The sequence below is a fragment of the Photorhabdus antumapuensis genome (assembly GCF_020387775.1).
GTDB lineage: Bacteria > Pseudomonadota > Gammaproteobacteria > Enterobacterales > Enterobacteriaceae > Photorhabdus > Photorhabdus antumapuensis.
This window is the reverse complement of the sequence record NZ_JAHZMK010000010.1, coordinates 121423-146427: the sequence shown is the minus strand read 5'-3', so window position 1 is coordinate 146427 and position 25005 is coordinate 121423. Positions and strand designations below refer to the sequence as shown.

The following is a 25005-nucleotide window of genomic DNA, read 5'->3' as shown; positions in this document are numbered from 1 at the left end:
TTTGAGATATAACCCTGTTAATCATCTTTTTTACCTGATCATATGTTTTCTCTGACTATAATTGTTCATAAAGTAATTGACGACGTAGAGAGGTGAACCATGTGGCAGACAGTAAATCGTTTGTTAAACGAACATTTCGGGGTTGCTGAAATTCACGATAAAACTGAGTTAGCCGGAGGGGATATCCACCAAGCTTGGCGAGTCACACATGGAAAACGACAAGTTTTTGTCAAATCAAACCTGCGGGAAATGCTCCCTGTCTTCAAAGCAGAATCAGAACAGCTTGAACTCCTGGCACGCAGCCAGACTATCCGTGTTCCAACTGTTTATGGTATTGGCAACACGCGTGACCACAGCTTTCTATTGCTTGAATTTCTGCCTTTAAAATCTTTTGATCCTCACAGTGCCTATTGCTTCGGTCAACAACTAGCAAAACTTCATCAATGGAGTGAGCAACCCCAATTCGGCTTTGATTTTGACAATATGCTGGCAACAACTCCACAACCTAATGGCTGGCAACGACGGTGGCACCAATTTTATGCGGAAAAGCGGGTTGGTTGGCAATTACAAATCGCAGCAGAAAAAAACATGATATTTGGTGATATTGATAATATCGTTCAAGCCATAAGTAACAAACTTCAACACCATCAGCCACGACCTTCTCTCTTACATGGCGATCTCTGGCCAGCTAATTGTGCTTCGTTGGATGATCAAGCCGTTGCCTTCGACCCAGCCTGTTATTGGGGAGATCGTGAATGTGATTTCGCTATGTTACCGTTATACCCTGATTTACCAATGCAAATTTTTGATGGCTATCAGAGCGTATGGCCACTCCCTGCCAACTTTATTGAACGGCAACCTGTGTATCAGCTCTATTATTTACTTAACCGGTGTAATCTGTTTGGCGGTGATAATCTTATTGCGGTTCAAAATATTATCGATAATATTTTGACTGAAAATAGCTAATAAATGGGGAATCAAGCTGCGAAAACCTTTATTCCGCAGCTATAGCCAACCGGAGAATCTACCAGCCTAAGATTTTCAATAGAAAATAAAAAATTGCACCGATAATTACCGGTGAAATATATAAGATATAAATCTGACTGAACAGTGTATGACGAGGAAGTTTAATTTTTAACTCCATCTGTTCTCTTGTCAGGCCATCATTGCCTTTAGCTTTCTCAATAATAAGCTGATCTTCAATGTTTTCGCGTATAAACTTCACTTGTCTATACATCCGTTGACCTGACGCACTCATAGCAAGGCCGAAAAAAATAAGAAAATAGATAATCAGAAAACCAAGCGTTGATCCGGTAAAACCAGCCAGACGATCAGGTGTTGGTGAATTTTTCCAGAAGAAATCCAGAAATGGGGTATTAAAACGCACCATTTCAGCCATCATTTTCAGGAAATCATCCAAAACAGCATTGATACCATTACCTTTAATGCCATGCAACCAGGCAAGGTTGATCACAGAAACAATAGTCGATAAAAGTGCCGGAATAAAAATCACCCAACCTAAAACTCGCTTAATAACAGCGATGTATCCGGCTTTTTGGTAAGTCATCGATACCCCTCATAGCAATAAGTAGATTTTATTTTTAGCTAATCATAGCCCATCAATCACCAAATTTAACTTTATATTTAATTAAGCATTTCTTACCATGTTCCCGTTCAGGAAAGGATTTCATCTACTGATGATTGTTACAATCAGCTTTCGCCAACTGTCTGACCAGAGAGAGATATTTAAATGTCTTTTCATTTACCAATAAAAGCAGCCATTTTTGATATGGACGGTTTACTGATTGACTCTGAACCCTATTGGACCCAGGGAGAAAAAGAAGTATTTAGTGAGTTAGGTCTGGATTTCTCTTTAGCAGAAAAACTACCAGATACTCTTGGGTTGCGCATTGACCAGGTTGTAGAGCTTTGGTACCAAGCCTCTCCCTGGCAAGGGGCATCAAAATCAGACGTGGAACAGCGAATTACCAACCATGTTATCGATTTGGTAAAAGAAAACCGTCCTTTACTCCCAGGTGTTGAATATGCTCTAAACCTTTGCCGCAAACAAGGACTGAAAATCGGCCTGGCCTCTGCTTCTCCACAATATATGCTGGAACAAGTACTCGAAATGTTTAACCTTAATCACTATTTTGATACTGTTGTTTCTGCTGCCAAATTACCTCACAGTAAACCCAATCCCGAAGTTTATTTGCACGCTGCTGAGCAATTAGATGTCGCTCCGATAAATTGTGTAACCCTAGAAGATTCATTCAATGGAATGATAGCAACGAAAGCTGCAAGAATGCGTTCAATCGTTGTGCCATCCGCTCATCATTTTGATGATCCACGTTGGGTTTTAGCAGATATTAAACTGCGCTCACTCGAACAACTCACTGTAATGAACATTATCTGATTATAATTTTAGCTGCCATCATCTGTGTCGATGGCAGTTTCTTATTGTTCACACAATAGCCATGGCGCTTATATCTTATTCTGTCAAATAAAAATTTGATTAAATATTAACGTTATATATTAATAAATAAAATATTTTTGCTTTTTACCCTCTATCTTACCCACATAAAACCCACTATACTTCGCCGACTGTATGGATAGACAGTTATTAGTCAGAGGAATTTATGACCGCAGAAGGGCATCTTTTATTTTCAGTTGCCAGCATTATCTTGGCACACAAGCTAGAAATAACACCAGAGATAGCTAATGGAGACTTGTTGCATATGCTACCAGGGGTGCTGCTTACTGCCTTGTTACCCGATATCGATCACCCTAATTCAACCTTGGGTAGATTATTCAGATTTATCTCCATTCCCGTAGCCAAACTCTGTGGTCACAGAGGATTTACTCACAGTTTACTTGCTCTCATATTAGGGATTACTTTATTTTGGCTAAAAATACCGGAAGAGTGGCTAATTCCAACTGATTTTTTCCATGCCATGATTGTTGGCTATTTGAGCCATCTGATTGCAGATATGCTAACACCTGCTGGTGTGCCGTTATTATGGCCAATCAAAATACGTTTCTGTCTACCTGTGCTTGGCAAGCAAGGAAATAAGAAAGCAGAAAGGTTTATTTCTGCCCTATTAATCGTCATTGCTGTTTTCCTACCAGAAGATATTGGATATTCTATACTTTTTTATATAAATCGTATCAAAAATCTCTATTTCTAATGCTCTGACTGACTAAAAATAAACCTTAAAAGTCATATTTATTATATTAAATTCGATATAGTTATAAATAAGAATAATTTTAACTGGTACTATATCCCCCAACTGCTTGTTGTAATGTGTTCGTTTACAAACTTACACGATTCAATACAGCTTATGACTTAACTAAATTGAATTCTGGAGTTTGGGGATGAATTTACCACTCATTTCGAATGTGCTCGTTTTCGTAGCACTGCTTTTGCTATTGTCAAAAGCCAGTTCACGGCAATGGAACCTGTCGAAAAAGGTTTTTGCGGGTCTTGCCATTGGTATTATTTTTGGCTTGGCACTGCAACTAATTTATGGCTCTGATAATATCATAGTGAAGGAATCAATATCATGGTTCAACATTGTAGGTAATGGTTATGTACAACTTCTACAAATGGTCATTATGCCTCTGGTATTCGCCTCTATTTTGAGTGCAGTCGCCAAATTACACAAAGCATCTTCTCTAGGAAAAATCAGCTTTCTGACTATCGGAACGTTGTTATTCACTACAATGATTGCTGCGCTTATCGGTATCATGATTATCAACCTGTTCGGCCTGACTGCTGAAGGTCTGATTCAAGGTCCCCAAGAAACAACACGTCTGTCTGCTATCGAAAACAACTATGTCAGCAAAGTTTCTGATTTATCTGTACCACAATTGATTTTATCTTTTATTCCTAAAAATCCGTTTGCAGATTTAACTGGCGCTAATCCAACTTCTGTTATCAGCATTGTTATTTTTGCAACCTTCTTAGGTATCGCTGCCCTGCAAATGTTGAAAGATGATCATGAGAGGGGGGAACGCATATTAGCCGCTATCGACACTATACAGGCATGGGTAATGAAACTGGTTCGTCTGGTTATGCGCTTAACGCCGTATGGTGTTATGGCCCTGATGACCAAAGTTGTCGCCAACTCTAATATCCATGAAATTGCAAAACTGGGGACCTTTGTTATCGCATCCTACATTGCACTAGCGCTAGTATTTGTTGCTCATGGGTTTCTACTCTCTCTCTTCGGCATCAATCCACTTAGATTTTTCAAAAAAACCTGGCCAGTGCTGACCTTTGCATTCACCAGCCGTTCCAGTGCAGCCAGTATTCCACTGAATGTCGAAACCCAGACACTCCGTATTGGTGTACCAGAATCAATCGCCAGCTTTTCAGCATCTTTTGGGGCAACAATTGGTCAGAATGGCTGTGCCGGGATTTATCCTGCCATGTTGGCCGCAATGGTTGCTCCAACAGTTGGCATAAACCCACTCGATCCGATGTGGATCGCAACACTGGTTGGCATTGTCACTATCAGCTCTGCTGGCGTTGCTGGTGTGGGTGGCGGTGCTACATTTGCGGCACTGATTGTCTTACCCGCAATGGGACTACCTGTAACGTTGATTGCTTTATTGATTTCTGTTGAGCCTCTCATTGATATGGGCCGTACAGCACTGAATGTAAGTGGTTCAATGACTGCTGGTACTATCACCAGCCAACTGATGGGACAAACTGATAAAACTATCTTCGATCAGGAAGAACACGCTGAATTAAGTCAGCTATAATTTAACTGTAAAAAAAGCCGGGATTTTTCCCCGGCTTTTTATTTTATTCACAATATTATTTATTCAGGTATTGCCCACTACGCAGCGCTTCAATACGTTTGTCCAATGGTGGGTGAGACATAAACAGCTCACTGAATGTTTTTGATTTACCATTAATGCAGAACGCCATCATACTGCCTTCTTCCTGCGGTTCATAACTGGTTTTCAGACGCTGTAAAGCAGCGATCATTTTCTCACGACCGACCAACTTAGCAGAACCTGCATCTGCATGGAACTCGCGATAACGGGAGAACCACATTGTGATAATGCTCGCCAGAATACCAAATACTATTTCCAACACCATTGAAGCAACCATGTAAACAATCGGATTGCCAGAGGAGTTACCCTCTTCCTCGTCACTATTGCCAGACAGGAAACTTGATACAGCCTGAGCCAATAGACGGGAAATAAAGATAACGAAAGTATTTACTATCCCTTGCAACAAAGTCATCGTCACCATATCACCATTAGCAATATGACTAATCTCATGAGCAATAACAGCTTCTGCTTCTGCCCTACTCATGTTATCCAATAGACCGGTACTGACAGCAACCAGAGAAGCATTACGACGTGCTCCGGTCGCGAATGCATTAATATCAGGCGCAGCATAAATCGCAACCTGGGGCATGACAATATTGACTTGTTCCGCTTGACGGCGAACAGTTTCAACTAACCAATGTTCAACTTCATTTGCTGGCTGTTCTATGACCTGACCACCGACAGAACGCAGGGCCATCCATTTGGACATCAATAGGGAAACAAACGCTCCACCGAAACCGAACAGGCCAGCCATAATCATCAGACCTTGTACACTACTCCCCTGAATTCCTGTCAAAGAAAGTATTATCCCGAACACCAACATAACAGCGAGGTTAGTGAGGAGGAACAAAACAATTCGCATCATAAAAACCGGCTTCCTTTATTAATAATCAATGCAATTTCAGAACTACTCTATAAATAAGGCTGTTCTCGCTATATTCAAGGCTTTTAACTTGTTAAGCGATAAGATCAACACAACTTTACAAAATCATAAAAAAACCCGCATTAGCCTAACACTAATTGTTTAAACAAAATACTCTAATACCCGGTGTAGTGCTGAAAAAATGTGGAACAATTCATCCTGCCAGAAAAGAAAAAAAGAAAAAACACCTTAAAAAGGCTGTTCATATTACTGAAAGCCCAACATCGTTCACTCAAAACATCCCAAGCGAACGATATTGGACATTAATCATTAACAGGCTTTAATCCATTATTTTACTTAGATTTAGCTAACATTTTCTCATCAGGTTGGTGCGCTAAATCAAGTGCAATCTTCACTGACTCATCAAGATAGGGATCTGGCCCTTGATAATCTTTAGGTAAATCATCCAGTAAAGTTAACGGTTTTTTACCCTCGCGTTTAAAGCGATCATTTATGCGATTCAACTTCAGAGCATCCGCTTCTTTATTCTCTTTCTCTCTTTGTGCATAGTTCAGAGAAACAATATTTTTATGCTCTTTCATCGCTTTATAGCGAGCAATGTCCTCATTGATATACTTGAATTCTGGATCAGTTGTAATACGAGCATTGTGAACGGCATTCAACTGAGGAACCAATGTAGCAATAATTTTAGACCCTGTATAACGGGCAGGAGGAATGCTATCCCAAGGCAAAGCATTATCTTCGAAACTTTCCCCGGTTTCTGCCGGATCAACCCCCGTAGGCATTACGATATCAGGAGTAACCCCTTTACGCTGAGTACTGCCGCCATTCACACGATAGAACTTCTGAATCGTATATTGGACAGAACCCAGTGATGGCCAATCAGGACGCATCATTTGATCATAAATACGACTCAAAGAACGATATTGCTGAACTGTACCTTTACCAAAAGTCGGCTCACCGACAATCAACGCTCGACCATAATCCTGCATTGCTGCGGCAAAAATTTCAGAAGCAGAAGCACTAAAATGGTCTACCAGAACAACCAAAGGCCCTTTATAGTACACCACTTCATCAGTATCAGAATCCTGACGAATTTTCCCATTATTATCTCTGACCTGGACAACCGGGCCACTTGGGAGAAACAAGCCTGATAAAGAAACCGCCTCTGTCAGTGCACCACCACCATTGCTACGCAAATCAATGACAATAGCACTGATATGCTGTTTGGTCAGTTTTTGTAATTGAGTTTTGACATTATCAGTCAAACCAACATAAAAACCGGGGATATCAAGCACGCCCACTTTTTCCTGACCAATTGTCTTAACCGACATCTTCACAGCCCGATCTTCCAAACGGATCTGTTCACGAGTTAAAGTAACAGTACGTGGTTTTGCCCCTTTGGTATCAGAAATAACCTCGAGCCGTACTTTACTCCCTTTAGGCCCTTTAATCAGCGCAACCACATCATCCAGACGCCAGCCAATAATATCCACCATAGACTTTCCTGACTGGGCAACGCCGATAATCTTATCACCCACGTTTAATGCTTTGCTTTTGGCAGCAGGTCCACCAGCAACCAAAGAATTTATAACCGTGTAGTCATCATCTATTTGCAAAACAGCACCAATCCCTTCCAAGGAAAGACTCATTTCTGAGTTAAACTGTTCAGTATTGCGTGGCGAAAGATAATTGGTATGAGGATCAATTTCACGGGCAAACGCAGTCATCATCAATTGGAAAACATCTTCACTCTGGCTTTGTGTCAGACGTTTTAACGCGGATTGATAGCGTTTGGTGAGCATCTCTTTGATTTTATTATCCTCTTTGCCGCTGAGCTTGAGGTTGAGCCAATCATATTTAACTTTAGCATCCCAAAGTTTATTTAGCTCTTCCACACTCTGTGGCCAAGGGGCTTTGGAACGATCGACATCAATTGTATCGTTACCATCAAAATTCATTGGCTGTTCAAGACGCGATAAAGCGTACTGATAACGCTCAAAGCGACGTTTCTGTAACAAATTAAACAGGTCATACGGAATTTCCAGATTCCCATTTTCCAATTCCCTGCCTAACAATTTTTTCTTATCGGCATACTGAGCAACATCTGACGCCAATAATATGTTATGGCTGTAATCCAGTATATTGAGGTAGCGATCAAATATTTTTGCCGAAAAATCACCATTTAAATCAAATTGGCGATAATGAGAACGAGTGAAGCGGGATGTTACCCGCTCGCTAACTGTTGAATGCTGAGGTTCTTGCTTCAATATAGGTAATTGTTCAATACCAACAGGAACAGCCACTGGACTGTTTGTATCTGCATAACAAGTACCAAAAATTGAAACACCTAAAACAAAAGCCAGTCTGACGAATTTGTTCATGCCCAGGTCGGCCTCCGTATCAGAACTGCAAATGTTCTGCGCGTACAATCATTGCCAAACCGGAAGGCAATTGTACCCGTACACCATCTTTGGCGACTTCAAGCACAGAAGCATCCACTGAACTTTTACCCACTCTTACTTTAATTTCCTGACCAATTTTCAGCGATGAAACATCGACAATCTGAATCGGTGCAGGTTGAACAGGTTTAGCAACTGGTTTACGTGCTTGCTGAGGGCGCTTTTGTTGGCGTGGTGGCTGCCGTTTTTCCCCCTCAGTATTATTAGCACGGCGACGAGGGGCTGGTTTCTTGGCTGTGGGCCGTTCATTTTTTTCACCCACAGCCACATTTTCAGCTTCACGTTTTTTAGCTCTTTGCTCTGCACGCTGTGCCTGAACCCGTGCTTTGGCTTCAGTCAGTTGCTGGAGAGCATGCTCAATGTGTTCCGCTTCCAGCTCACCGCATGAATTACCATCAAGATCAACACGCTGTGCGCCTTCTTTCACACCATACAGGTAACGCCAACTTGATGTGTACAAACGTAAGGCGGAGCGCAGTTGTGTTTTACTTAAACACTCTTCGTCCTGAATACGTTCAACAATATCTTGAAAAATACCGATCTTTAAAGGACGAGCTTCACCTTCGGCTACGAAACAGAGCGGGAAACGCTCAGCTAAAAAAGCAATTATCTCTTTACTACTATTCAACTTAGGTTGATTTTCCATGAAATTTCCTGATTACAACGGTTTTGCCAACCAGCTTAGGCATGAACTGGCGTCATTATAATAGCGTTGCTGATAAATGCCACGTTATCCATATGTTAAGTTACATTCAATTCAACATATTTCGGCACAACGCACTGTTCTAAATGAGCACAAAGCCCATCAATAAGGGCTTGTAAGCCAAATTCGTCTTTCTCGTCGAACCTATTAAAGACCGTGCTATCAATATCCAATACACCGATAATTCTATCGTTTACGATCAACGGCAACACAATTTCAGCGTTACTAGCAACATCACAGGCGATATGACCAGGGAACGCATGAACATCATCAACACGCTGGATGCGATTTTCCAATACAGCCGTTCCGCATACCCCCTTGCCAACAGGTATTCTGACACAAGCAACTTTTCCCTGAAATGGCCCTAACACCAACGTATCACCATCAATTAGGTAAAAGCCAACCCAGTTAACGTCATGCAAACGTTCATACAACAATGCACTGGCATTAGCCAGCGTCGCTATTAAGTCATACTCACCAGACAACAGAGCTTTTAGGTCCCCCGTAAGCTCCCGATAGAACTCATTTTTATTCATAATTGACCTATCCGATGAAATTCACAAAACGCATCTCTATTTTTACATCAAAAAAATATCAAATGCCCATAACAATAAGGTTAACAGTCTGTCACACTGACGTAAATTTTTTACTGTCTTTAATAAAATATTCTTATATTTATTGAATACTTGCAAAGGCTAGTAAGATATCACACTACTTACCAAAACATTATCAGAGGTACAACCAGTATGAATATGATTCACTGTTAGTGCCTCTATGCCCTCATACAATAAAATCAAATTGAGTTTTTACACAATTATAAAGATCAATTATCTGATAACAGTGTCGCTCATTAGCCTCTTTCATTTGAGAGTTGACTAGTAGTGTAGTAAAAAACAAAACATTCAAACAATTTATCCATAGAATTATTACAGTTACCACACCATCACCAACATTTTGAGTCCTTACTACCACACCAAATAAATATTTCCTACTGAATGTATAAAAGGTCAAAGAATGGCAGAGATAAAAAAAGCAATATGACGAGAGTAAGTTTTAGAACAGATAATTATAACAGCAATATCATCTACCGATTATCCAACACGGAAAATATTATTACTGGAAATCTCAGCTATTTGATCTATTCTCAATGATGGCCCTACTGGTCTTACCTGTTATCTAAAAGTTAAGGAATGATTATGAACCAGACAAAATTAAGAATTTCCAGCTACGAAATTGATGATGCTATTCTCTCTTCACCTTCCCAAGAGGACGATATCACCATTAGTATTCCTTGTAATTCCGACCGCGAACTTTGTATGCAGTTGGATGGATGGGATGAACATACCAGTATTCCCGCCTTACTAAACGATAAACACATTCTTCTCTACCGAAAACATTATGATAGACAAAAACATGCATGGGTTATGAGGGTGGTCTGATGTCCACAAAACTTGTGACAAAAAAAGGCCGAGTTGACTCCTCTACTCGGCCTAGGGAAAATGGCTCCTAAGAGCCGTGCGCTAAAAGTGTCATTAAGACGTAAAACAACTTACAATTTAAAGCGTAGCTGACATACTTGCATTTTACCAACTTTTTGGATAATAAATAATCAAAAACAACATCTTCCATTAAGCCAAAATAGACTCTATCGCTTACTCAATGACATTATCTTTTATCGCACAATGCTAAAGCTGCTTGTTGGAATGGCTCTATGCTCATTTTTTGAGTCGGATTTTTGCTATCATCCAATAGAATAATATCCAAAGACTTAGCATTCACTTTCCCTACCTTCACCATATCTGTGGCTATATCGTTTAATGGGTATTGCACTAACGTACTTGGATTAATCACAAACAGAGCCTTATTTGCTCGGCAATCCAACATCACCTCTTCCCGTGTAAATGCCCATTTATCACCAAATTGTAGCTTACTCACCGTTTCAACCGGTGCAGCAACATTTTGAAAAGAGAGACAAAACAAGGAAAGTAATAAAAGTAAACGTTTCATAATAGTTACCAATGTAGATATATAAAGCGAGCGAAATATTGATAATCAACAATTGATAGCGGCCAGGTTGCTTCAGTTTAGGAACCAGGATATAGCGGTTAATTAATGCAAGCATCACCATACCCGCCACCAAGGCTATCTTCAGCCATAGCATGGATTGGATATTCACTACCGCTATATTTCGGCCAGTTCGGCAGTAAAATTAAGCTGCTTATGATGCCTGTCATAATAATCAGGGTTATAGCAACGTGACCATATGTGGAAAAACGCATCATAGAAATCATAATCTGTTTATCCAACCCTATAGCCAATTCATTTTGTATCCGTAAAAATTGCAAGCATAACAAAAACGGCCATAATCCACCAAACCAGTACCCAACACTCAGTGACTGCTCCCCGCCGTCAATAGGGTGTCGCAAAAGGTTAAGGGTTTACGGCGGTTTTTGCTAAGTGAATTACCTGATTAATCTGAGCAAAAACACCTGTTATCCCATCATGCATTACCGAATGACCTATAAAGGCATGGCAAGAGAGTAAAACAGCAGAACTGATTAACATCAAAATATTTCTGGCTTTTTGTTTACCGATAAACAAAAACCCCGTAGTAGCTATTGAAATCAGTATTTGCCATTGCCAAAAGTTGTTCCCAATACTGCCAACCATCACCCATTATTCCCGATTGAATTACCAACCATCCAATTGTTGTTACTAATGTCACAACTGTACTGATAATTACCCCTAAACGAAGGCGCGCATCAATCAGAACAGATAAACGCTCAGGAACCAATATGGCAGTAAATATGCTAAAGCCAAACACTAACATAACTGCCACAAAATGAGTGAAGCGACAAAGAATATACAGCACCGCTAGAGACATAATTATTTCACTGTAAAGCTATAGACACCTTTAGTCTTATGCCCATCAACAGAGACCACGCTCCAGTTAACATCATATCTCCCTGTCGTCAGTTTATCTTCGATAGGAAGAATAAGTTTTGTATTAGTTGCCGGATCAAGCTTCAACTTTCCCGTTTTAATGAGTTTATTTTCCGGGCCAGTCACTTTTACTTTACTAAAATTCAGCTCAATACCTTCAGAAAAGCTTAGCGTGATTACCTGCGGTGTATTTTCTACTGTAGTATCTTCTGCCGGAATTTGTTCTGTTAAATGCGCATGAGCCAAGGCTTGCTGGCAAGATATGGCAACAAAAAGGACAATTAAAGCAGATAATTTTCGGCCAAAAGAGCGGATTATGCTAATGGTCATCAATAACCTCTTAATTTTCAAATGAATCTCTATAAATCGTCATCATTTTATATCAAAAGAGTTATTTTATCTGCGATAACTTACAATAAGAATTTCGTCTTGTGAACTATCGCGCAAAAATAAAGGAAAACCGCAGCATTGACTTTAAATACCTAAAGTTATTGCGACTACTGCGGCTAATTAATTCCATTTCATTAGACAGGATTTGCAGCAGCCAGACCTTTCAGATCCTTATCTAATAGGAAAAGTGCTTTACCATCCTCACCAACCATATCCAGTTTATCAAGGATAGATTTAAACAATTTCTCTTCTTCATGCTGTTCTGCTACATACCATTGCAGAAAGTTAAAAGTAGAATAATCCTGCGTGGTTATCGCCAAATGAGCAAGTTTATTAATCTCGGCAGTAATAAATCTCTCGTGTTCATAAGTTCTATTGAGTACATGAGATATAGATTCATAATCGGCCGAAGGTGCATCAATTTGCCCCAAACGTGGCATTGTGCCTGTATCACTCAGATACTCAAACAAGCGATGCATATGCTGCATCTCTTCCTGAGAGTGCGATTTAAAAAACGCAGCGGCACCTGGTAACCCTTGTTCACTACACCATGCACTCATTTGCAAATATAAATTCGCAGAATAGAACTCCAGATTCATCTGCTCATTTAATTCATTAACCATTTCTTGATTTAACATAATAGATACTCCAGTTATTAATTGAACTATATTATGCCAATTAAATTAAAATAATAAAACCCAATAATAAAAATAAATTAAAAACATGCATCACACTGAAATATAAATATATTTTTTAATAAAAAGATGAAAATGAATCTCATTTGATATATTTAAATGAAAATGAATTACATTTACAAAATAATCTTCACCAAGGGATTTTTATATTTAATGATAATGAATATTATTTATATTTATAAAATAATCAATTCAAACCTTGCCAGAAAAACCTGTCTGGATTAGCTTTATCACTTTGTGAATTAGAGAAACACTTATGAAACATAATCTGGCCGAACTTTCTACAGAGGATATGGACAAAATGAATGTTGATTTGGCTGCCTCTGGCGTAGCCTTTAAGGAACGTTACAATATGCCGGTACTTCCTGATGCAGTTGAACAAGAACACCCCGAACATCTGCGGCAATATTTTCAACAACGTTTAGTACATTATCGCCAATTATCCAAACAACTTTCCAGTTTACCCTACGAACCAAAAGGCCGCTAATCACCCAGTAAGAATGAGTAACCACCGGATAACCGGTGGTTATATCCGTTATCTTTCAAGTTACCTCTTTGTTGGCTGCGCTCACTTACCCCAGTCACATAGTTCGCTATGCTCCCGGGGATTCGCTCCCTTGCCGTCGCAATGCATCTTGAAATCCATAGGGTATATATCCAATTACTGATCTGCAAACCTATCTGTTGCACTAATAAGCTGATGTAAAATACCCGGCTCATCAAATGAATGTCCTGCTCCTTCAATGATATGTAATTCCGCTTCCGGCCATGCCTGCGCCAGATCCCAAGCATTTTGCACCCGGCAAGCCATATCATATCGACCATGAATGATAACTGCCGGAATATCCCGTATAACGTCAATATTATTCAACAGTTGCTGACCCTCATTCATAAAACCCTCATTGATAAAATAGTGGTTCTCAATCCGAGCAAATGCCAAAGCAAACTCATCTTCCGTAAAACACTCCACACTATTTGAAGGAAGCAATGTTACCGTCTCGCCTTCCCACAAACTCCAGAGACGAGCGGCTTCTAATTGCACCCGAAGATCATGACTGGTCAGCCGCTTATTATACGCTCCGATCACATCCTTTCGTTCTTCCTCCGATAAAATAGATACCGTTCGCTGCCATTTGTCAGGGAAGAAATTAGAAGCACCATCCTGATAATACCAGTGCAACTCTTGTGGCCTCAGCAAGAAAATTCCCCGCAGAATTAATTCAGAAACGTGTTGAGGATGAGTCTGGGCGTAAACTAAAGATAAAGTTGAACCCCACGAGCCACCAAATACCAGCCATTTTTCTACTCCCATCAGTTGACGTAAGCGCTCAATATCTTCAACTAAATGCCAAGTGGTATTATTTTCCAAGCTGGCATGAGGTTTTGAACGCCCACAGCCACGCTGATCAAATAACATGACATGATATTTCTTCGGGTCGAATAACCGACGATGATAAGAGGCAATACCACCACCCGGTCCGCCATGAATAAATACAGCCGGCTTACCTACAGGATTACCACACAATTCCCAATAAATTTGATGACCGTCGCCTGTATCCAAATACCCCGAACGATAAGCTTCACAAGCCGGATATAATTTTCTCAATTCTGACATAACATTTCCTTTACTGGCTAACACCAAATCTGGTATCCGTCTAATGACGGGTAGAGATAACTATCAGAAAATGCTATTTCAACTCACTATAGCTAATCGTATTTTGCTGACAATCAACAACAACACGGTAATCTTTATCACGCTTAGAACCACGAACAGTCAGCGGAATTTTTAATATATCTTTGTCGCCAGTGATATTTTCCGCCTTTACCCACACCACTGGTTTAGCAGTTCCCAATTGCTTTCTATCTTCTGACCAATGGTTAATGCGGTTTTGCAGGAAATCACGCTTTACTTGAGCGGCAATTTGCGATTTAGTTAAATTGTCACAAGAAATAAATTTATCAACACGTTTGTTCTCCGACACAGCAGATACTGTGAATGAAACAGTGAGCAAAAGTGCAGCACCTGATAGACCAACTCTGTTAATGATATGACATGCTTTCATACTACCTCCCGTTAATATCTCAAAGTAAGAGATTAAATATGGAGCTAACCTAACATGCCAGGTAAAATAAATGTGTGATTATTGTTAAATAAATAATTTAATTATGTTCATTTTTCATCATCAAACACCACATTAACTTGCTCTTTTTCTCGATGCTGTTCACGAATTTCTTGTGCGACCAACGCAATCGCTTCACCACTGCTCATTCCTTCAACCATCAATTGCTGAATTTTTTCCACTGCTCGTTGCTGTTCCTGATGGGATAAAGTTGGCATACCTGAAAACATGATAATAACCTCTATAAAGTGATCCATGCCGAAGAGTATAGCGATTTTTAACTCAAGTAAGGAGTGGATTTCTATGTTAATCTGTAAGGATTAAAATCAAGACTAACCTTTGCCTTACAACTGCTAAACCAACATGATAATGAGTATTTCACTGCAAAAACGGCAATTACCATACCAACCAGACGCTGCCATCAACTATTTCGCGCCGATTTCAAACCAGTCTTGGGCAATGCTGCTCCATTCTGGTTCTGCCGACCATCCCCATAATCGGTTTGATATTCTGGTTGCAGAGCCACGGATAACCCTGCTCAGTCATAATAAATCAACTGAAATAAATGAAGATGGTGATAGTTATATTACTGGGGAAGATCCCTTTTACCTGTTAAAAAGACAACTAGAGAAATTAAATATCACAGCAAAGTTCGATCCTGATTTACCATTTCAAGGCGGCGCCCTAGGTTTATGGGGATATGATCTTGGGCGCTATATTGAAGAATTACCATCACAAGCCAAAAATGAGCTGTCATTTCCAGATATGGCAATAGGTATTTATGACTGGGCGCTGATTGTTGATCATCACAAAAAAGAGGTGATTTTATTCAGCTACAGTGATGTTGATACGCGCCTGAACTGGCTGACTTCTCACCAAGTTGCGCCAAAAATGGCTTTTACGTTGACCAGTGAGTGGCGGTCAAATATGAGTGTTAAGCAATATAATGAAAAAATTAGCGGCATTCATCACTACCTGTTAAGCGGCGATTGTTATCAAGTTAACCTGGCACAACGATTTTGCGCTGATTACCAAGGAGATGAATGGCAAGCATTCATAAAACTTAATGAGAGCAACCGTGCACCTTTTTCCGCCTTTATTCGTTTACCGGAAAACAGCGTTATCAGCGTCTCTCCTGAACGTTTTTTACTCCTGGAAAATAGACAAATTCAAACTCGCCCGATTAAGGGGACATTACCGCGCTTAAGTGATACAGAAAAAGACATACTGCAAGCTGCAAAACTGGCAGCCTCGAAAAAAGACCAGGCTGAAAATTTGATGATCGTCGATTTATTGCGTAATGATATTGGCCGGGTAGCCACACCGGGGTCAGTTAAAGTTCCCGAATTATTTGTAGTTGAACAATTCCCTGCCGTTCATCATCTGGTTAGCACAATCACCGCAACACTGCCAAATGAACAACATGCCACGGATCTATTACGTGCCTGTTTTCCCGGAGGTTCTATTACCGGAGCGCCTAAAATCAGAGCGATGGAGATAATAGAAGAGCTTGAACCTCACCGCCGACATGGATATTGTGGTTCAATTGGCTATATTAGTTTCTGTGGCACAATGGACAGCAATATCACCATTCGTACCCTCTTAACTGAGAAAGAAAAAATATATTGTTGGGCTGGTGGCGGAATCGTTGCTGACAGCATTGCTGAAAAAGAGTATCAAGAAACATTTGATAAGTTGAATCGTATTTTGCCACAACTAGGGAAAATAAAAGCAATATGACATCACTATCTGATTTCGTTAACAGATTTCAGTTACAACTTCCACCACCCCCTAAATGGTTTTCATATAACAACCGCCATGCCGCAGTGTTATTACCGATCATCTGCAAACCAAAACCAACGTTATTATTGACCCAACGCTCCGCCACTTTACGATCACATGCCGGTCAAGTCGCCTTTCCTGGGGGGAGTGCTGATCCTAAAGATGAATCAATAATCGCGACAGCACTACGAGAAGCGGAAGAAGAAGTTAACATACCTCATCAGAAAGTTCAGGTTCTGGGACAACTCGCTCCTTTAAATAGCATCAGTGGCTATCTGGTGACGCCTATTGTCGGATTATTACCCCCCGGATTATCCCTCCACAGTAACCCGGCAGAAGTTTCCAAAATATTCGAAGTTCCTCTATCTGAAGCGCTTTCACTTTCGAGTTATCATTATCTTGATGTTAATCGCCGAGGTCAGCAGCATCGAATCTATTTTTACTGGTATCAGCAACATCTCATCTGGGGATTAACAGCAACGATAATTCATCAATTAGCTCAACAAGTTCAGGTTTGATCTAAATCATTTAAGGACAATTAATTTGTATTTTTTTTACCCACCTTTATCACTATTGCTATCATAATTCAAAAAAAACTGTAAACTCCCTTATCAACACTACTAAATCACAGTAAAGTAGCGTACCTCAATATATATAACTATATCTCTATCTTTTTTAAGGAGTCTGGCGTGATTAGCGTTTTCGACATGTTTAAGGTCGGTATTGGCCCATCTAGCTCTCATACAGTTGGCCCGATGAAAGCCGGCAAACAGTTTGTCGACGATCTGGTAAACCAGGGATTAATGCCTTCTATCACGCGTGTAGCCGTCGATGTTTACGGCTCACTCTCATTAACCGGCAAGGGTCATCATACGGATATCGCTATTATCATGGGTCTGGCAGGTAATTCACCCGCCACCGTTGATATTGATTCGATCCCCGGTTTTATTCGTGATGTAGAGCAAACACAGCGTATTAAGCTGGCCAACGGTTTACATGAAGTCGATTTCCCACGTGATAGCGGCATGGTTTTCCGAAGTGATAATCTGTCATTACATGAAAACGGCATGCAAATTCACGCATTCGCGGGGGACAAAAAAGTTTATAGCAAAACCTACTACTCGATTGGTGGTGGTTTTATTGTTGATGAAGAACACTTTGGTAAACCCTCTCAGGATACCAAACCCGTTTCATATCCATTCAATTTAGCAAAAGAATTACTGATGAATTGTAATAAAACCGGGTTATCTATTTCCGGTTTAATGATGAAAAATGAACTGGATCTCCACAGCAAAGAAGAAATTAATGCCTATTTTGCCGATGTCTGGGATACCATGCAGGCTTGTATTGAGCGTGGTTTGAACACCGAAGGGGTTTTACCTGGCCCACTGCGTGTACCACGCCGGGCAGCGGCATTACATCGTATGCTGACCTCCTCAAACAATCTATCTAATGATCCAATGAATGTCGTGGATTTAGTGAACATGTTCGCCTTGGCAGTCAATGAAGAAAATGCTGCGGGTGGACGTGTTGTTACCGCACCAACCAATGGCGCTTGTGGCATTGTTCCTGCCGTACTCGCTTATTACAACCATTGCATTGAACCTGTAACACCAGAGCTCTATATCCGCTATTTCCTGGCTTCCGGCGCTATTGGCATCCTATATAAAATGAATGCATCAATATCTGGAGCTGAAGTAGGTTGCCAGGGGGAAGTGGGTGTTGCCTGCTCAATGGCAGCAGCCGGCCTTGCTGAACTGCTCGGTGGCAGCGCTGAACAGGTCTGTGTTGCGGCTGAAATCGGTATGGAACATAACCTCGGCCTTACCTGTGACCCGGTGGCAGGCCAGGTACAAGTACCTTGTATTGAACGAAATGCCATTGCTTCAGTAAAAGCAATCAATGCTGCACGCATGGCTTTGCGCCGTACCAGTGAACCGCGCGTTTCTCTCGATAAAGTTATTGAAACCATGTACGAAACAGGTAAAGACATGAACGCGAAATATCGTGAAACATCCCGCGGTGGTCTGGCCATTAAGGTTCAGTGTGATTAATCAAATAAATAACCTGTTTTTTAATCAGTAAATGCTTCTGTAATGAAAATATCCCTACCTTACGGTTGGGATATTTTTTGACCAAAACTTAAAATGATCATCTTTTGATCTAAAAAGATGAATATGTTTTCAATTTTAAATTAATAAGATGTTACCAGAAACAGAATAAACATCTAACAATAAGCAAATTATAGATAATTATAAATTAATTTTACAATTTTTAGCTTATTAAATTGTTTTGTGGTTAACATTTTTATCTATTTCATTTTTTCTGACTGACAGCAATTTTCCTCCGGTATTTCTAATGTTAATCTAACAGCCGATTTTTACAGTCAATAAGAGATAAAGTCTAAATCAAGTCAAATATTTAGGTATCATATTGATAAAAGGTCACTATTCGTACAAATAAGATTTTTATTGGAGGAATGATTCATCAAAATTATTGCAGTAACTTTGTAGTAATCCTGCGTTTATACCTAATAGATTTCGAGTTGCAGCGCGGCGGCAAGTGAATGAATCCCCAGGAGCATAGATAACGATGTGACTGGGGTGAGTGAAAGCAGCCAACAAAGCAGCAGCTTGAAAGATGAAGGGTATATATTATTAACAGAGGGGAAAACAGGTGAGTATAGCCATTATGATTGGCACACACGGGTCTGCGGCTGAGCAACTGCTTCGTACCGCAGAGATGTTAATTGGAGAGCAAGAAAATGTTTCTTACATTGACTTCGTTCCTGGTGAAAATGCCGATACCTTATTTGAAAAATACAACAGTAAATTGGAAACGCTTAATACAGAGCAAGGTGTACTGTTTCTTGTCGATACATGGGGAGGAAGTCCATTCAATGCGGCTAACCGTATTGCCGTAAATAAAGAGAATTATGAGATCATCACCGGAGTTAACGTTCCAATGTTGGTTGAAACCTTTATGTGTCGAGATGATGACCCATCTCTGGCAGAACTGGTTTCTATTGCTCTGGAAACAGGGAAAGAAGGCATCCGGGCCCTGAAAACGGAAGAACCTCAAAAAGCTGAACCAGCCAAACCCGTAGCATCCGTTGCGGCACCTTCATTTGCACCATCAACCGGCGGTCATATGAAAATTGCATTAGCTCGAATTGATGACCGCCTCATTCATGGTCAGGTCGCTACTCGTTGGACAAAAGAGACCAATGTCAAACGGATCATTGTCGTCAGCGATGAAGTTGCTGCTGATACTGTCCGTACCACCTTGCTAAAACAAGTTGCTCCACCGGGGCTCAGTGCTCACGTTGTTGATGTTGCAAAATGTGTTCGCGTTTATAACAACCCGAAATATGCCAATGAACGTGTCATGTTGCTGTTTACAAACCCAACAGATGTTTTGCGTTTAGTCGAAGATGGTGTCGATATCACTTCTGTCAACATTGGTGGAATGGCTTTCCGTCAGGGAAAAACGCAAGTTAACAACGCAATATCCGTTGATAAAACTGATATTGCAGCCTTCAAAAAACTAGATGAACGAGGCATTGAACTTGAAGCCCGTAAGGTTGCCAGTGATAGCCGCTTACAAATGATGGATCTACTCCAGAAGGTTAAAAACGAAAATCAGATCAGAGCAATTTAACTATTACTCAATGACAAAAATTACTCAATGACAAAAATTTCTTCCCAAATTTAATTTGGTTACAGGAGACAAACAATGGAAATTACCGTTGTTCAAATTGCATTGATATTCATCGTAGCTTGTATAGTCGGAATGGATTCCATTCTTGATGAATTTCAATTCCACCGCCCACTCGTGGCTTGCACCTTAATCGGGATCATTCTCGGTGATATGACAACCGGTATCATTATCGGCGGTACGCTAGAGATGATCGCCCTTGGCTGGATGAATATCGGTGCAGCCATTGCCCCGGATGCAGCCTTAGCATCAATCATCTCAACGATTCTGGTCATCGCAGGTGGTCGTGATATCGGTGAAGGTATTGCTTTGGCCATTCCGTTGGCAGCAGCAGGGCAAGTTCTGACTATCATTGTCCGTACCATCACAGTCGCCTTCCAGCATGCGGCGGACAACGCAGCAGAACGTGGCAGCCTGCGGGCAATTAGCTTTATCCATCTATCCGCATTACTGCTCCAGGCTATGCGTATCGCCATCCCTGCCCTAATCGTTGCACTATCGGTGGGTACCAATGAAGTTCAACAGTTACTTGCCTCTATTCCAAAAGTGGTAACAGATGGCTTGAATATCGCAGGGGGTATGATCGTCGTTGTGGGTTACGCAATGGTTATCAACATGATGCGTGCCGGTTACCTAATGCCTTTCTTCTACCTCGGATTTGTCACAGCGGCATTCACTGACTTTAACCTGGTTGCATTAGGCATTATTGGTATTGTTATGGCCGTGCTGTACATCCAGCTAAGCCCTAAATATAACAAATCTCAGGTAGTGGCTGCCCCTGGACACGCCAATAACGACCTTGATAACGAATTAGATTAAAAGGATGAGCAACATGTTAGATACAACAAAAACGACTGCTCAGACAGCAGGCCAGAAAAAACTGACACCCAGTGATATCCGTGGTGTATTTCTCCGTTCTAATGTGTTTCAAGGTTCATGGAACTTTGAACGTATGCAGGCTCTGGGTTTCTGTTTCTCTATGGTTCCAGCTCTTCGTCGTTTGTATCCAGAAAATACCGATGAGCGTAAACAGGCACTCAAACGCCACCTTGAATTCTTTAACACTCACCCTTACGTCGTCGCACCTGTGCTGGGTGTCACTCTGGCAATGGAGGAACAGCGTGCTAATGGCGCAACGATTGATGATGGTGCGATTAACGGTATCAAAGTCGGTCTGATGGGGCCACTGGCCGGTGTTGGTGACCCTATTTTCTGGGGGACAGTCCGCCCAGTATTTGCTGCTTTGGGTGCTGGCTTGGCAATGAGTGGTAGCTGGCTTGGGCCTGTCTTGTTCTTCTTCTTATTCAATCTGGTACGCCTATTAGTTCTCTATTCAGGCATCTCTTATGGTTATAAGAAAGGAATCAATATCGTTCAGGATATGGGTGGTGGCTTCTTGCAAAAAATGACCGAAGGAGCATCAATCCTTGGTCTATTTGTCATGGGGGCATTAGTTAATAAATGGACGAAAGTTAATATCCCGTTGGTTGTATCAGAAATTCCTAACCAACAGACGGGTGAAACGACAATAACCACGGTTCAGAATATCCTCGATCAGTTGATGCCAGGCTTGGTACCACTTTTGCTGACATTTGCTTGTATGTGGTTATTACGACATAAAGTCAATGCCCTGTGGATCATTATTGGCTTCTTTATCCTGGGGATTATTGGTGCCAGATTTGGTTTCCTTGGTCTCTAGTACAATATCATTCGGGGAGGAATTCCTCCCCCTATTTTCTTTTTTATAACAATACAGGGATAAGGAATGGGCCTTAATGATATGGTATTAGTTGGTTTAATCTTACTAATGCTAGCTTTTGCTGTTTATGATGAATTCGTGGTTACTTTGATGAAAGGGAAAACTTACCTACAAATAAAGCTAAAAAGAAAACATAAAATTGATGCACTCATCTTTATTATCCTGATACTTATTGTTGTTTATAACAATATTACCGCTTATGGTAGCCGTTTAACCACACATTTATTGCTGTTTACTATCCTGGTGACTATTTATCTTGCCTATATACGTTCGCCTAAACTATTATTTAAAAATAACGGTTTCTTCTATGCAAATACCTTTATTTCCTATAATCGGATAAAAACCATGAATTTATCTGAAGACGGTATCCTGGTTATTGGTTTAGAAAACAAGAAATTATATATATCAACAAGCCAACTTGATGATTTAGAAAGAATTTATAAATTTCTCGTCGAAAACAGATAGATAAGAAAAAATAATGCATAAAAACATAAATAATAAACAGTCAGCCTCACGCTGACTTTTATTTTCCCTATAAAGAAGATAATGATAATTATTATCAACATCATACCTTAACCCTAAAAATAATATGATTTTCCCTTTTTGAATTATTGTGCTATCTTTTAAATTGTCATGGGGAGTAGCCTGTTTCAGAGAAACGATTTAGTTAACTTCTCTGAAAAGCCCGTATCAACACGCTCGTTACAAAATAAACGTGGTGCGGGTAGCCTTATTGCTATCTTAACAGGTATTATTGTTGCTCAAAATAGCAAATACAATAGCCTAATGGGATAGCTATTAATTCGGTTGGCAAGACCATTGCATATAACACCATCATTGGTTGGGGATGGATTATATGTATATGGAAACACCCAACCGAGGCTATATTAATGAATATGTACGCAACCCTCATCCTCGCTTTAGCACTCTCAATGGATACCTTTGCTGCTGCAATTTGTAAAGGGGCCGCACTACATAGACCACATTTTCGTGAAGCAATCCGTACAGGTTTGATATTTGGTTTGGTAGAAGCCTGTACCCCATTGATTGGCTGGTCTATCGGACTTTACGCCAGCCAGTATATTATGGAGTGGGATCACTGGATTGCCTTCGCTCTGTTATTTGTTCTAGGTTGTAGAATGATTACAGAGAGTTTTAAAACAAATCAGGAAAAAAAGTGTGAATCACCCTGCCGCCATAATTCAATAGTACTAATAACAACAGCCATTGCAACCAGCTTGGACGCAATGGCAATTGGTATCGGACTCGCTTTCCTTCAGGTCAATATCGTGCCTACTGCGATGGCTATCGGAATGGTGACAATGATTATGGCAACATTGGGCATGTTAATTGGCCGTTATATTGGCCCACTACTAGGCAAACGTGCTGAACTTATTGGTGGGCTGATTCTGATTGCAATTGGTTTCAATATTTTATTTGAACATCTCGAATTATTTATGTACGCAGAATAACGCCACCAGCCCAAAATATTTATACCCGTTATCTTTCAAGTTGCCTCTTTGTTGGCTGCTCTCACTCACCCCGGTCACATAGTTATCTATGCTCCCGGGGATTCGCTCCCTTGCCGTCGCGATGCATCTTAAAATCCATAGAGTATATCTGTTAAACGTTATATTTTGGGCTGAAATCTTAATCATTTAAGGCGTTGATAGACCCGCAATATAAAATCAGTTTCACATTCAAACAGCGCTCTATCTGCCAATCCTTTTTTCACATCGTCTGTTGCTCGCCAAGCAAATGGTGTCATCTGTAATAAATGATACGCTTGCACACCATTTAATTTCATTGGGTAAGATAACGATTCATCGGTTATCAATTCAAATCCTGCCAACGGTTCTGCTTTCAATGGATGAAGATGAATATTTTGATAAATCAACTCTTTGAGTTGATAAAGATGGCGAGGACCAGGAGTGACTGTCAAAACAATTCCCTGTGGCTTAACCACCCTTGCCAACTCTTCTGCTTTACAAGGCGCATAAATTCTTAACACCCCGGCAAGCGATTGATCGGCAAATGGCAAACGATGACTCGACGCAACACAAAAGCTGACAGCAGGATAGCGCTTAGCGCCATAACGAACCGCGATCTTAGCAACATCTAACCCATAGATTTTAAGATTACGTCTCTTGCTTAACTGTGCTTCAACCGCAGCAGTGTAATAACCTTCACCGCATCCTATATCCAGCAAACTCTCTGCATTTTCTGGCAGATACTTTTCCAGTAATTCCGAAACCCGTTGTTGTAATGGTTGATAATGCCCTGAATCCAAAAACGCTCTTCTTGATTGCATCATCTCCGGGCTATCCCCCGGTTCCTTGGACCTTTTATGCTGAACGGGCATTAAATTAACATACCCTTCTTTAGCACAATCAAACTGATGATTATTCTCACAGCGCCATTGCTGTCGAGTGAGCAATAAAGCTTGATGACATAAGGGGCATTGATAAGACATAAGATTCCAAAAATATAAGCGAAAACTAGCCGACACTATAGCATATTCTGATGCTTTTCGTCGTAAATCATACTAATGAATAATTCTATATAAACGATTAATCATTATCTTGAATGAAATTGCATTCCATTATTTTCACTCCTTTCTTTGAAGCGTCTCGCAATATTTCTATGGCATAAGTATATTTATCAGGTATGATTCTTAAATCAAAATCCAATAAAGCATCATTGATG

29 protein-coding genes are annotated in these 25005 nt (G+C 40.5%); 14 read left to right on the top strand and 15 right to left on the bottom strand.

Annotation, left to right across the window (positions count from 1 at the left end; translation table 11 throughout):
• The first annotated feature begins 99 nt into the window (after positions 1-99).
• Positions 100-966, top strand: a complete 867-nt coding sequence (locus KZ793_RS02770; protein WP_225813298.1) for a fructosamine kinase family protein — start codon at positions 100-102, stop codon at positions 964-966.
• A gap of 58 nt (positions 967-1024) precedes the next feature.
• On the opposite strand, the gene KZ793_RS02765 is transcribed toward KZ793_RS02770, so the two are convergent.
• Positions 1025-1567, bottom strand: a complete 543-nt coding sequence (locus tag KZ793_RS02765; protein ID WP_225813297.1) for a YniB family protein — start codon at positions 1565-1567, stop codon at positions 1025-1027.
• A gap of 183 nt (positions 1568-1750) precedes the next feature.
• On the opposite strand from KZ793_RS02765, the gene hxpB reads away from it, so the two are divergent.
• From hxpB to KZ793_RS02750, 3 genes are all read left to right on the top strand, one after another.
• Positions 1751-2416 carry a hexitol phosphatase HxpB gene (hxpB, locus tag KZ793_RS02760; RefSeq protein WP_225813296.1) on the top strand — a complete coding sequence of 222 codons (666 nt, stop codon included), beginning with the start codon at positions 1751-1753 and terminating at the stop codon, positions 2414-2416.
• A 223-nt stretch (positions 2417-2639) separates the two neighbouring features.
• Positions 2640-3188, top strand: a complete 549-nt coding sequence (locus KZ793_RS02755; RefSeq protein WP_225813295.1) for a metal-dependent hydrolase — start codon at positions 2640-2642, stop codon at positions 3186-3188.
• A gap of 187 nt (positions 3189-3375) precedes the next feature.
• Positions 3376-4767: an L-cystine transporter gene (locus KZ793_RS02750; protein WP_225813294.1), complete on the top strand. Its 1392-nt coding sequence runs from the start codon at positions 3376-3378 to the stop codon at positions 4765-4767.
• Positions 4768-4822: 55 nt separating this feature from the next.
• Here KZ793_RS02750 and htpX read toward each other — a convergent pair whose 3' ends face one another.
• From htpX to KZ793_RS02730, 4 genes are all read right to left on the bottom strand, one after another.
• On the bottom strand, positions 4823-5710 hold the full coding sequence (gene htpX, locus KZ793_RS02745; protein WP_225813293.1) for a protease HtpX: 888 nt from the start codon (positions 5708-5710) through the stop codon (positions 4823-4825).
• 350 nt (positions 5711-6060) lie between these two features.
• The gene (gene prc, locus KZ793_RS02740) at positions 6061-8112 is read right to left on the bottom strand and encodes a carboxy terminal-processing peptidase (RefSeq protein WP_225813288.1); all 2052 of its coding nucleotides are present in this window, start codon (positions 8110-8112) and stop codon (positions 6061-6063) included.
• A gap of 19 nt (positions 8113-8131) precedes the next feature.
• Positions 8132-8836, bottom strand: coding sequence for an RNA chaperone ProQ (proQ, locus tag KZ793_RS02735; RefSeq protein WP_225813287.1), 705 nt, complete (start codon positions 8834-8836; stop codon positions 8132-8134).
• A 95-nt stretch (positions 8837-8931) separates the two neighbouring features.
• A complete protein-coding gene (locus tag KZ793_RS02730; RefSeq protein ID WP_225813286.1) occupies positions 8932-9429 on the bottom strand; it encodes a GAF domain-containing protein in 498 nt (165 codons plus the stop codon).
• A 660-nt stretch (positions 9430-10089) separates the two neighbouring features.
• On the opposite strand from KZ793_RS02730, the gene KZ793_RS02725 reads away from it, so the two are divergent.
• Positions 10090-10332, top strand: coding sequence for a DUF1480 family protein (locus KZ793_RS02725; protein ID WP_118986140.1), 243 nt, complete (start codon positions 10090-10092; stop codon positions 10330-10332).
• Between the two features lie 226 nt (positions 10333-10558).
• On the opposite strand, the gene KZ793_RS02720 is transcribed toward KZ793_RS02725, so the two are convergent.
• From KZ793_RS02720 to ftnA, 6 genes are all read right to left on the bottom strand, one after another.
• Entirely contained in the window at positions 10559-10900 is a 342-nt protein-coding gene (locus tag KZ793_RS02720; protein WP_225813285.1) for a YebY family protein, read from the bottom strand.
• A complete protein-coding gene (locus KZ793_RS22795; protein ID WP_397443564.1) occupies positions 10833-11021 on the bottom strand; it encodes a hypothetical protein in 189 nt (62 codons plus the stop codon). The genes KZ793_RS02720 and KZ793_RS22795 overlap by 68 nt, the downstream gene beginning before the upstream one ends.
• Positions 10999-11184: a hypothetical protein gene (locus KZ793_RS02715; protein ID WP_225813284.1), complete on the bottom strand. Its 186-nt coding sequence runs from the start codon at positions 11182-11184 to the stop codon at positions 10999-11001. The genes KZ793_RS22795 and KZ793_RS02715 overlap by 23 nt, the downstream gene beginning before the upstream one ends.
• Before the next feature lie 296 nt (positions 11185-11480).
• Positions 11481-11777 (bottom strand): hypothetical protein, encoded by a 297-nt coding sequence (locus KZ793_RS02710; protein ID WP_225813283.1) that lies wholly within the window; start codon positions 11775-11777, stop codon positions 11481-11483.
• A 2-nt stretch (positions 11778-11779) separates the two neighbouring features.
• The gene (gene yobA / locus KZ793_RS02705; RefSeq protein WP_225813281.1) at positions 11780-12166 is read right to left on the bottom strand and encodes a CopC domain-containing protein YobA; all 387 of its coding nucleotides are present in this window, start codon (positions 12164-12166) and stop codon (positions 11780-11782) included.
• A gap of 194 nt (positions 12167-12360) precedes the next feature.
• Positions 12361-12864 carry a non-heme ferritin gene (gene ftnA, locus KZ793_RS02700; RefSeq protein ID WP_225813280.1) on the bottom strand — a complete coding sequence of 168 codons (504 nt, stop codon included), beginning with the start codon at positions 12862-12864 and terminating at the stop codon, positions 12361-12363.
• Positions 12865-13177: 313 nt separating this feature from the next.
• On the opposite strand from ftnA, the gene KZ793_RS02695 reads away from it, so the two are divergent.
• On the top strand, positions 13178-13408 hold the full coding sequence (locus tag KZ793_RS02695) for a DNA polymerase III subunit theta (RefSeq protein WP_225813279.1): 231 nt from the start codon (positions 13178-13180) through the stop codon (positions 13406-13408).
• A 174-nt stretch (positions 13409-13582) separates the two neighbouring features.
• Here the strand turns inward: KZ793_RS02695 and pip are convergent, their stop codons facing one another.
• The 3 genes from pip to KZ793_RS02680 form a co-directional block, all read right to left on the bottom strand.
• A complete protein-coding gene (gene pip / locus KZ793_RS02690) occupies positions 13583-14536 on the bottom strand; it encodes a prolyl aminopeptidase (RefSeq protein WP_225813278.1) in 954 nt (317 codons plus the stop codon).
• A 73-nt stretch (positions 14537-14609) separates the two neighbouring features.
• Positions 14610-14984, bottom strand: a complete 375-nt coding sequence (gene yebF / locus KZ793_RS02685) for a protein YebF (protein ID WP_225813273.1) — start codon at positions 14982-14984, stop codon at positions 14610-14612.
• Positions 14985-15091: 107 nt separating this feature from the next.
• Complete coding sequence (locus KZ793_RS02680; RefSeq protein ID WP_118986132.1) at positions 15092-15271, bottom strand: YoaH family protein; 180 nt, start codon at positions 15269-15271, stop codon at positions 15092-15094.
• A gap of 139 nt (positions 15272-15410) precedes the next feature.
• Here KZ793_RS02680 and pabB point away from each other — a divergent pair, with 139 nt between their 5' ends.
• From pabB to mntP, 8 genes are all read left to right on the top strand, one after another.
• Positions 15411-16781: an aminodeoxychorismate synthase component 1 gene (pabB, locus tag KZ793_RS02675; protein WP_225813406.1), complete on the top strand. Its 1371-nt coding sequence runs from the start codon at positions 15411-15413 to the stop codon at positions 16779-16781.
• The gene (locus KZ793_RS02670) at positions 16778-17341 is read left to right on the top strand and encodes a CoA pyrophosphatase (protein WP_225813271.1); all 564 of its coding nucleotides are present in this window, start codon (positions 16778-16780) and stop codon (positions 17339-17341) included. The genes pabB and KZ793_RS02670 overlap by 4 nt, the downstream gene beginning before the upstream one ends.
• A 171-nt stretch (positions 17342-17512) precedes the next feature.
• Positions 17513-18877, top strand: a complete 1365-nt coding sequence (locus KZ793_RS02665; protein WP_225813270.1) for an L-serine ammonia-lyase — start codon at positions 17513-17515, stop codon at positions 18875-18877.
• Positions 18878-19499: 622 nt separating this feature from the next.
• Entirely contained in the window at positions 19500-20483 is a 984-nt protein-coding gene (manX, locus tag KZ793_RS02660) for a PTS mannose transporter subunit IIAB (protein WP_225813261.1), read from the top strand.
• A gap of 75 nt (positions 20484-20558) precedes the next feature.
• Complete coding sequence (locus tag KZ793_RS02655; RefSeq protein WP_225813260.1) at positions 20559-21359, top strand: PTS mannose/fructose/sorbose transporter subunit IIC; 801 nt, start codon at positions 20559-20561, stop codon at positions 21357-21359.
• Between the two features lie 13 nt (positions 21360-21372).
• Complete coding sequence (locus tag KZ793_RS02650) at positions 21373-22239, top strand: PTS mannose transporter subunit IID (RefSeq protein WP_198672787.1); 867 nt, start codon at positions 21373-21375, stop codon at positions 22237-22239.
• Positions 22240-22305: 66 nt separating this feature from the next.
• Entirely contained in the window at positions 22306-22764 is a 459-nt protein-coding gene (locus KZ793_RS02645) for a DUF986 family protein (RefSeq protein ID WP_225813258.1), read from the top strand.
• A gap of 425 nt (positions 22765-23189) precedes the next feature.
• On the top strand, positions 23190-23771 hold the full coding sequence (gene mntP / locus KZ793_RS02640; protein WP_225813257.1) for a manganese efflux pump MntP: 582 nt from the start codon (positions 23190-23192) through the stop codon (positions 23769-23771).
• A gap of 182 nt (positions 23772-23953) precedes the next feature.
• Here mntP and rlmA read toward each other — a convergent pair whose 3' ends face one another.
• Entirely contained in the window at positions 23954-24772 is an 819-nt protein-coding gene (gene rlmA, locus KZ793_RS02635) for a 23S rRNA (guanine(745)-N(1))-methyltransferase (RefSeq protein WP_225813249.1), read from the bottom strand.
• Positions 24773-25005: the final 233 nt, after the last annotated feature.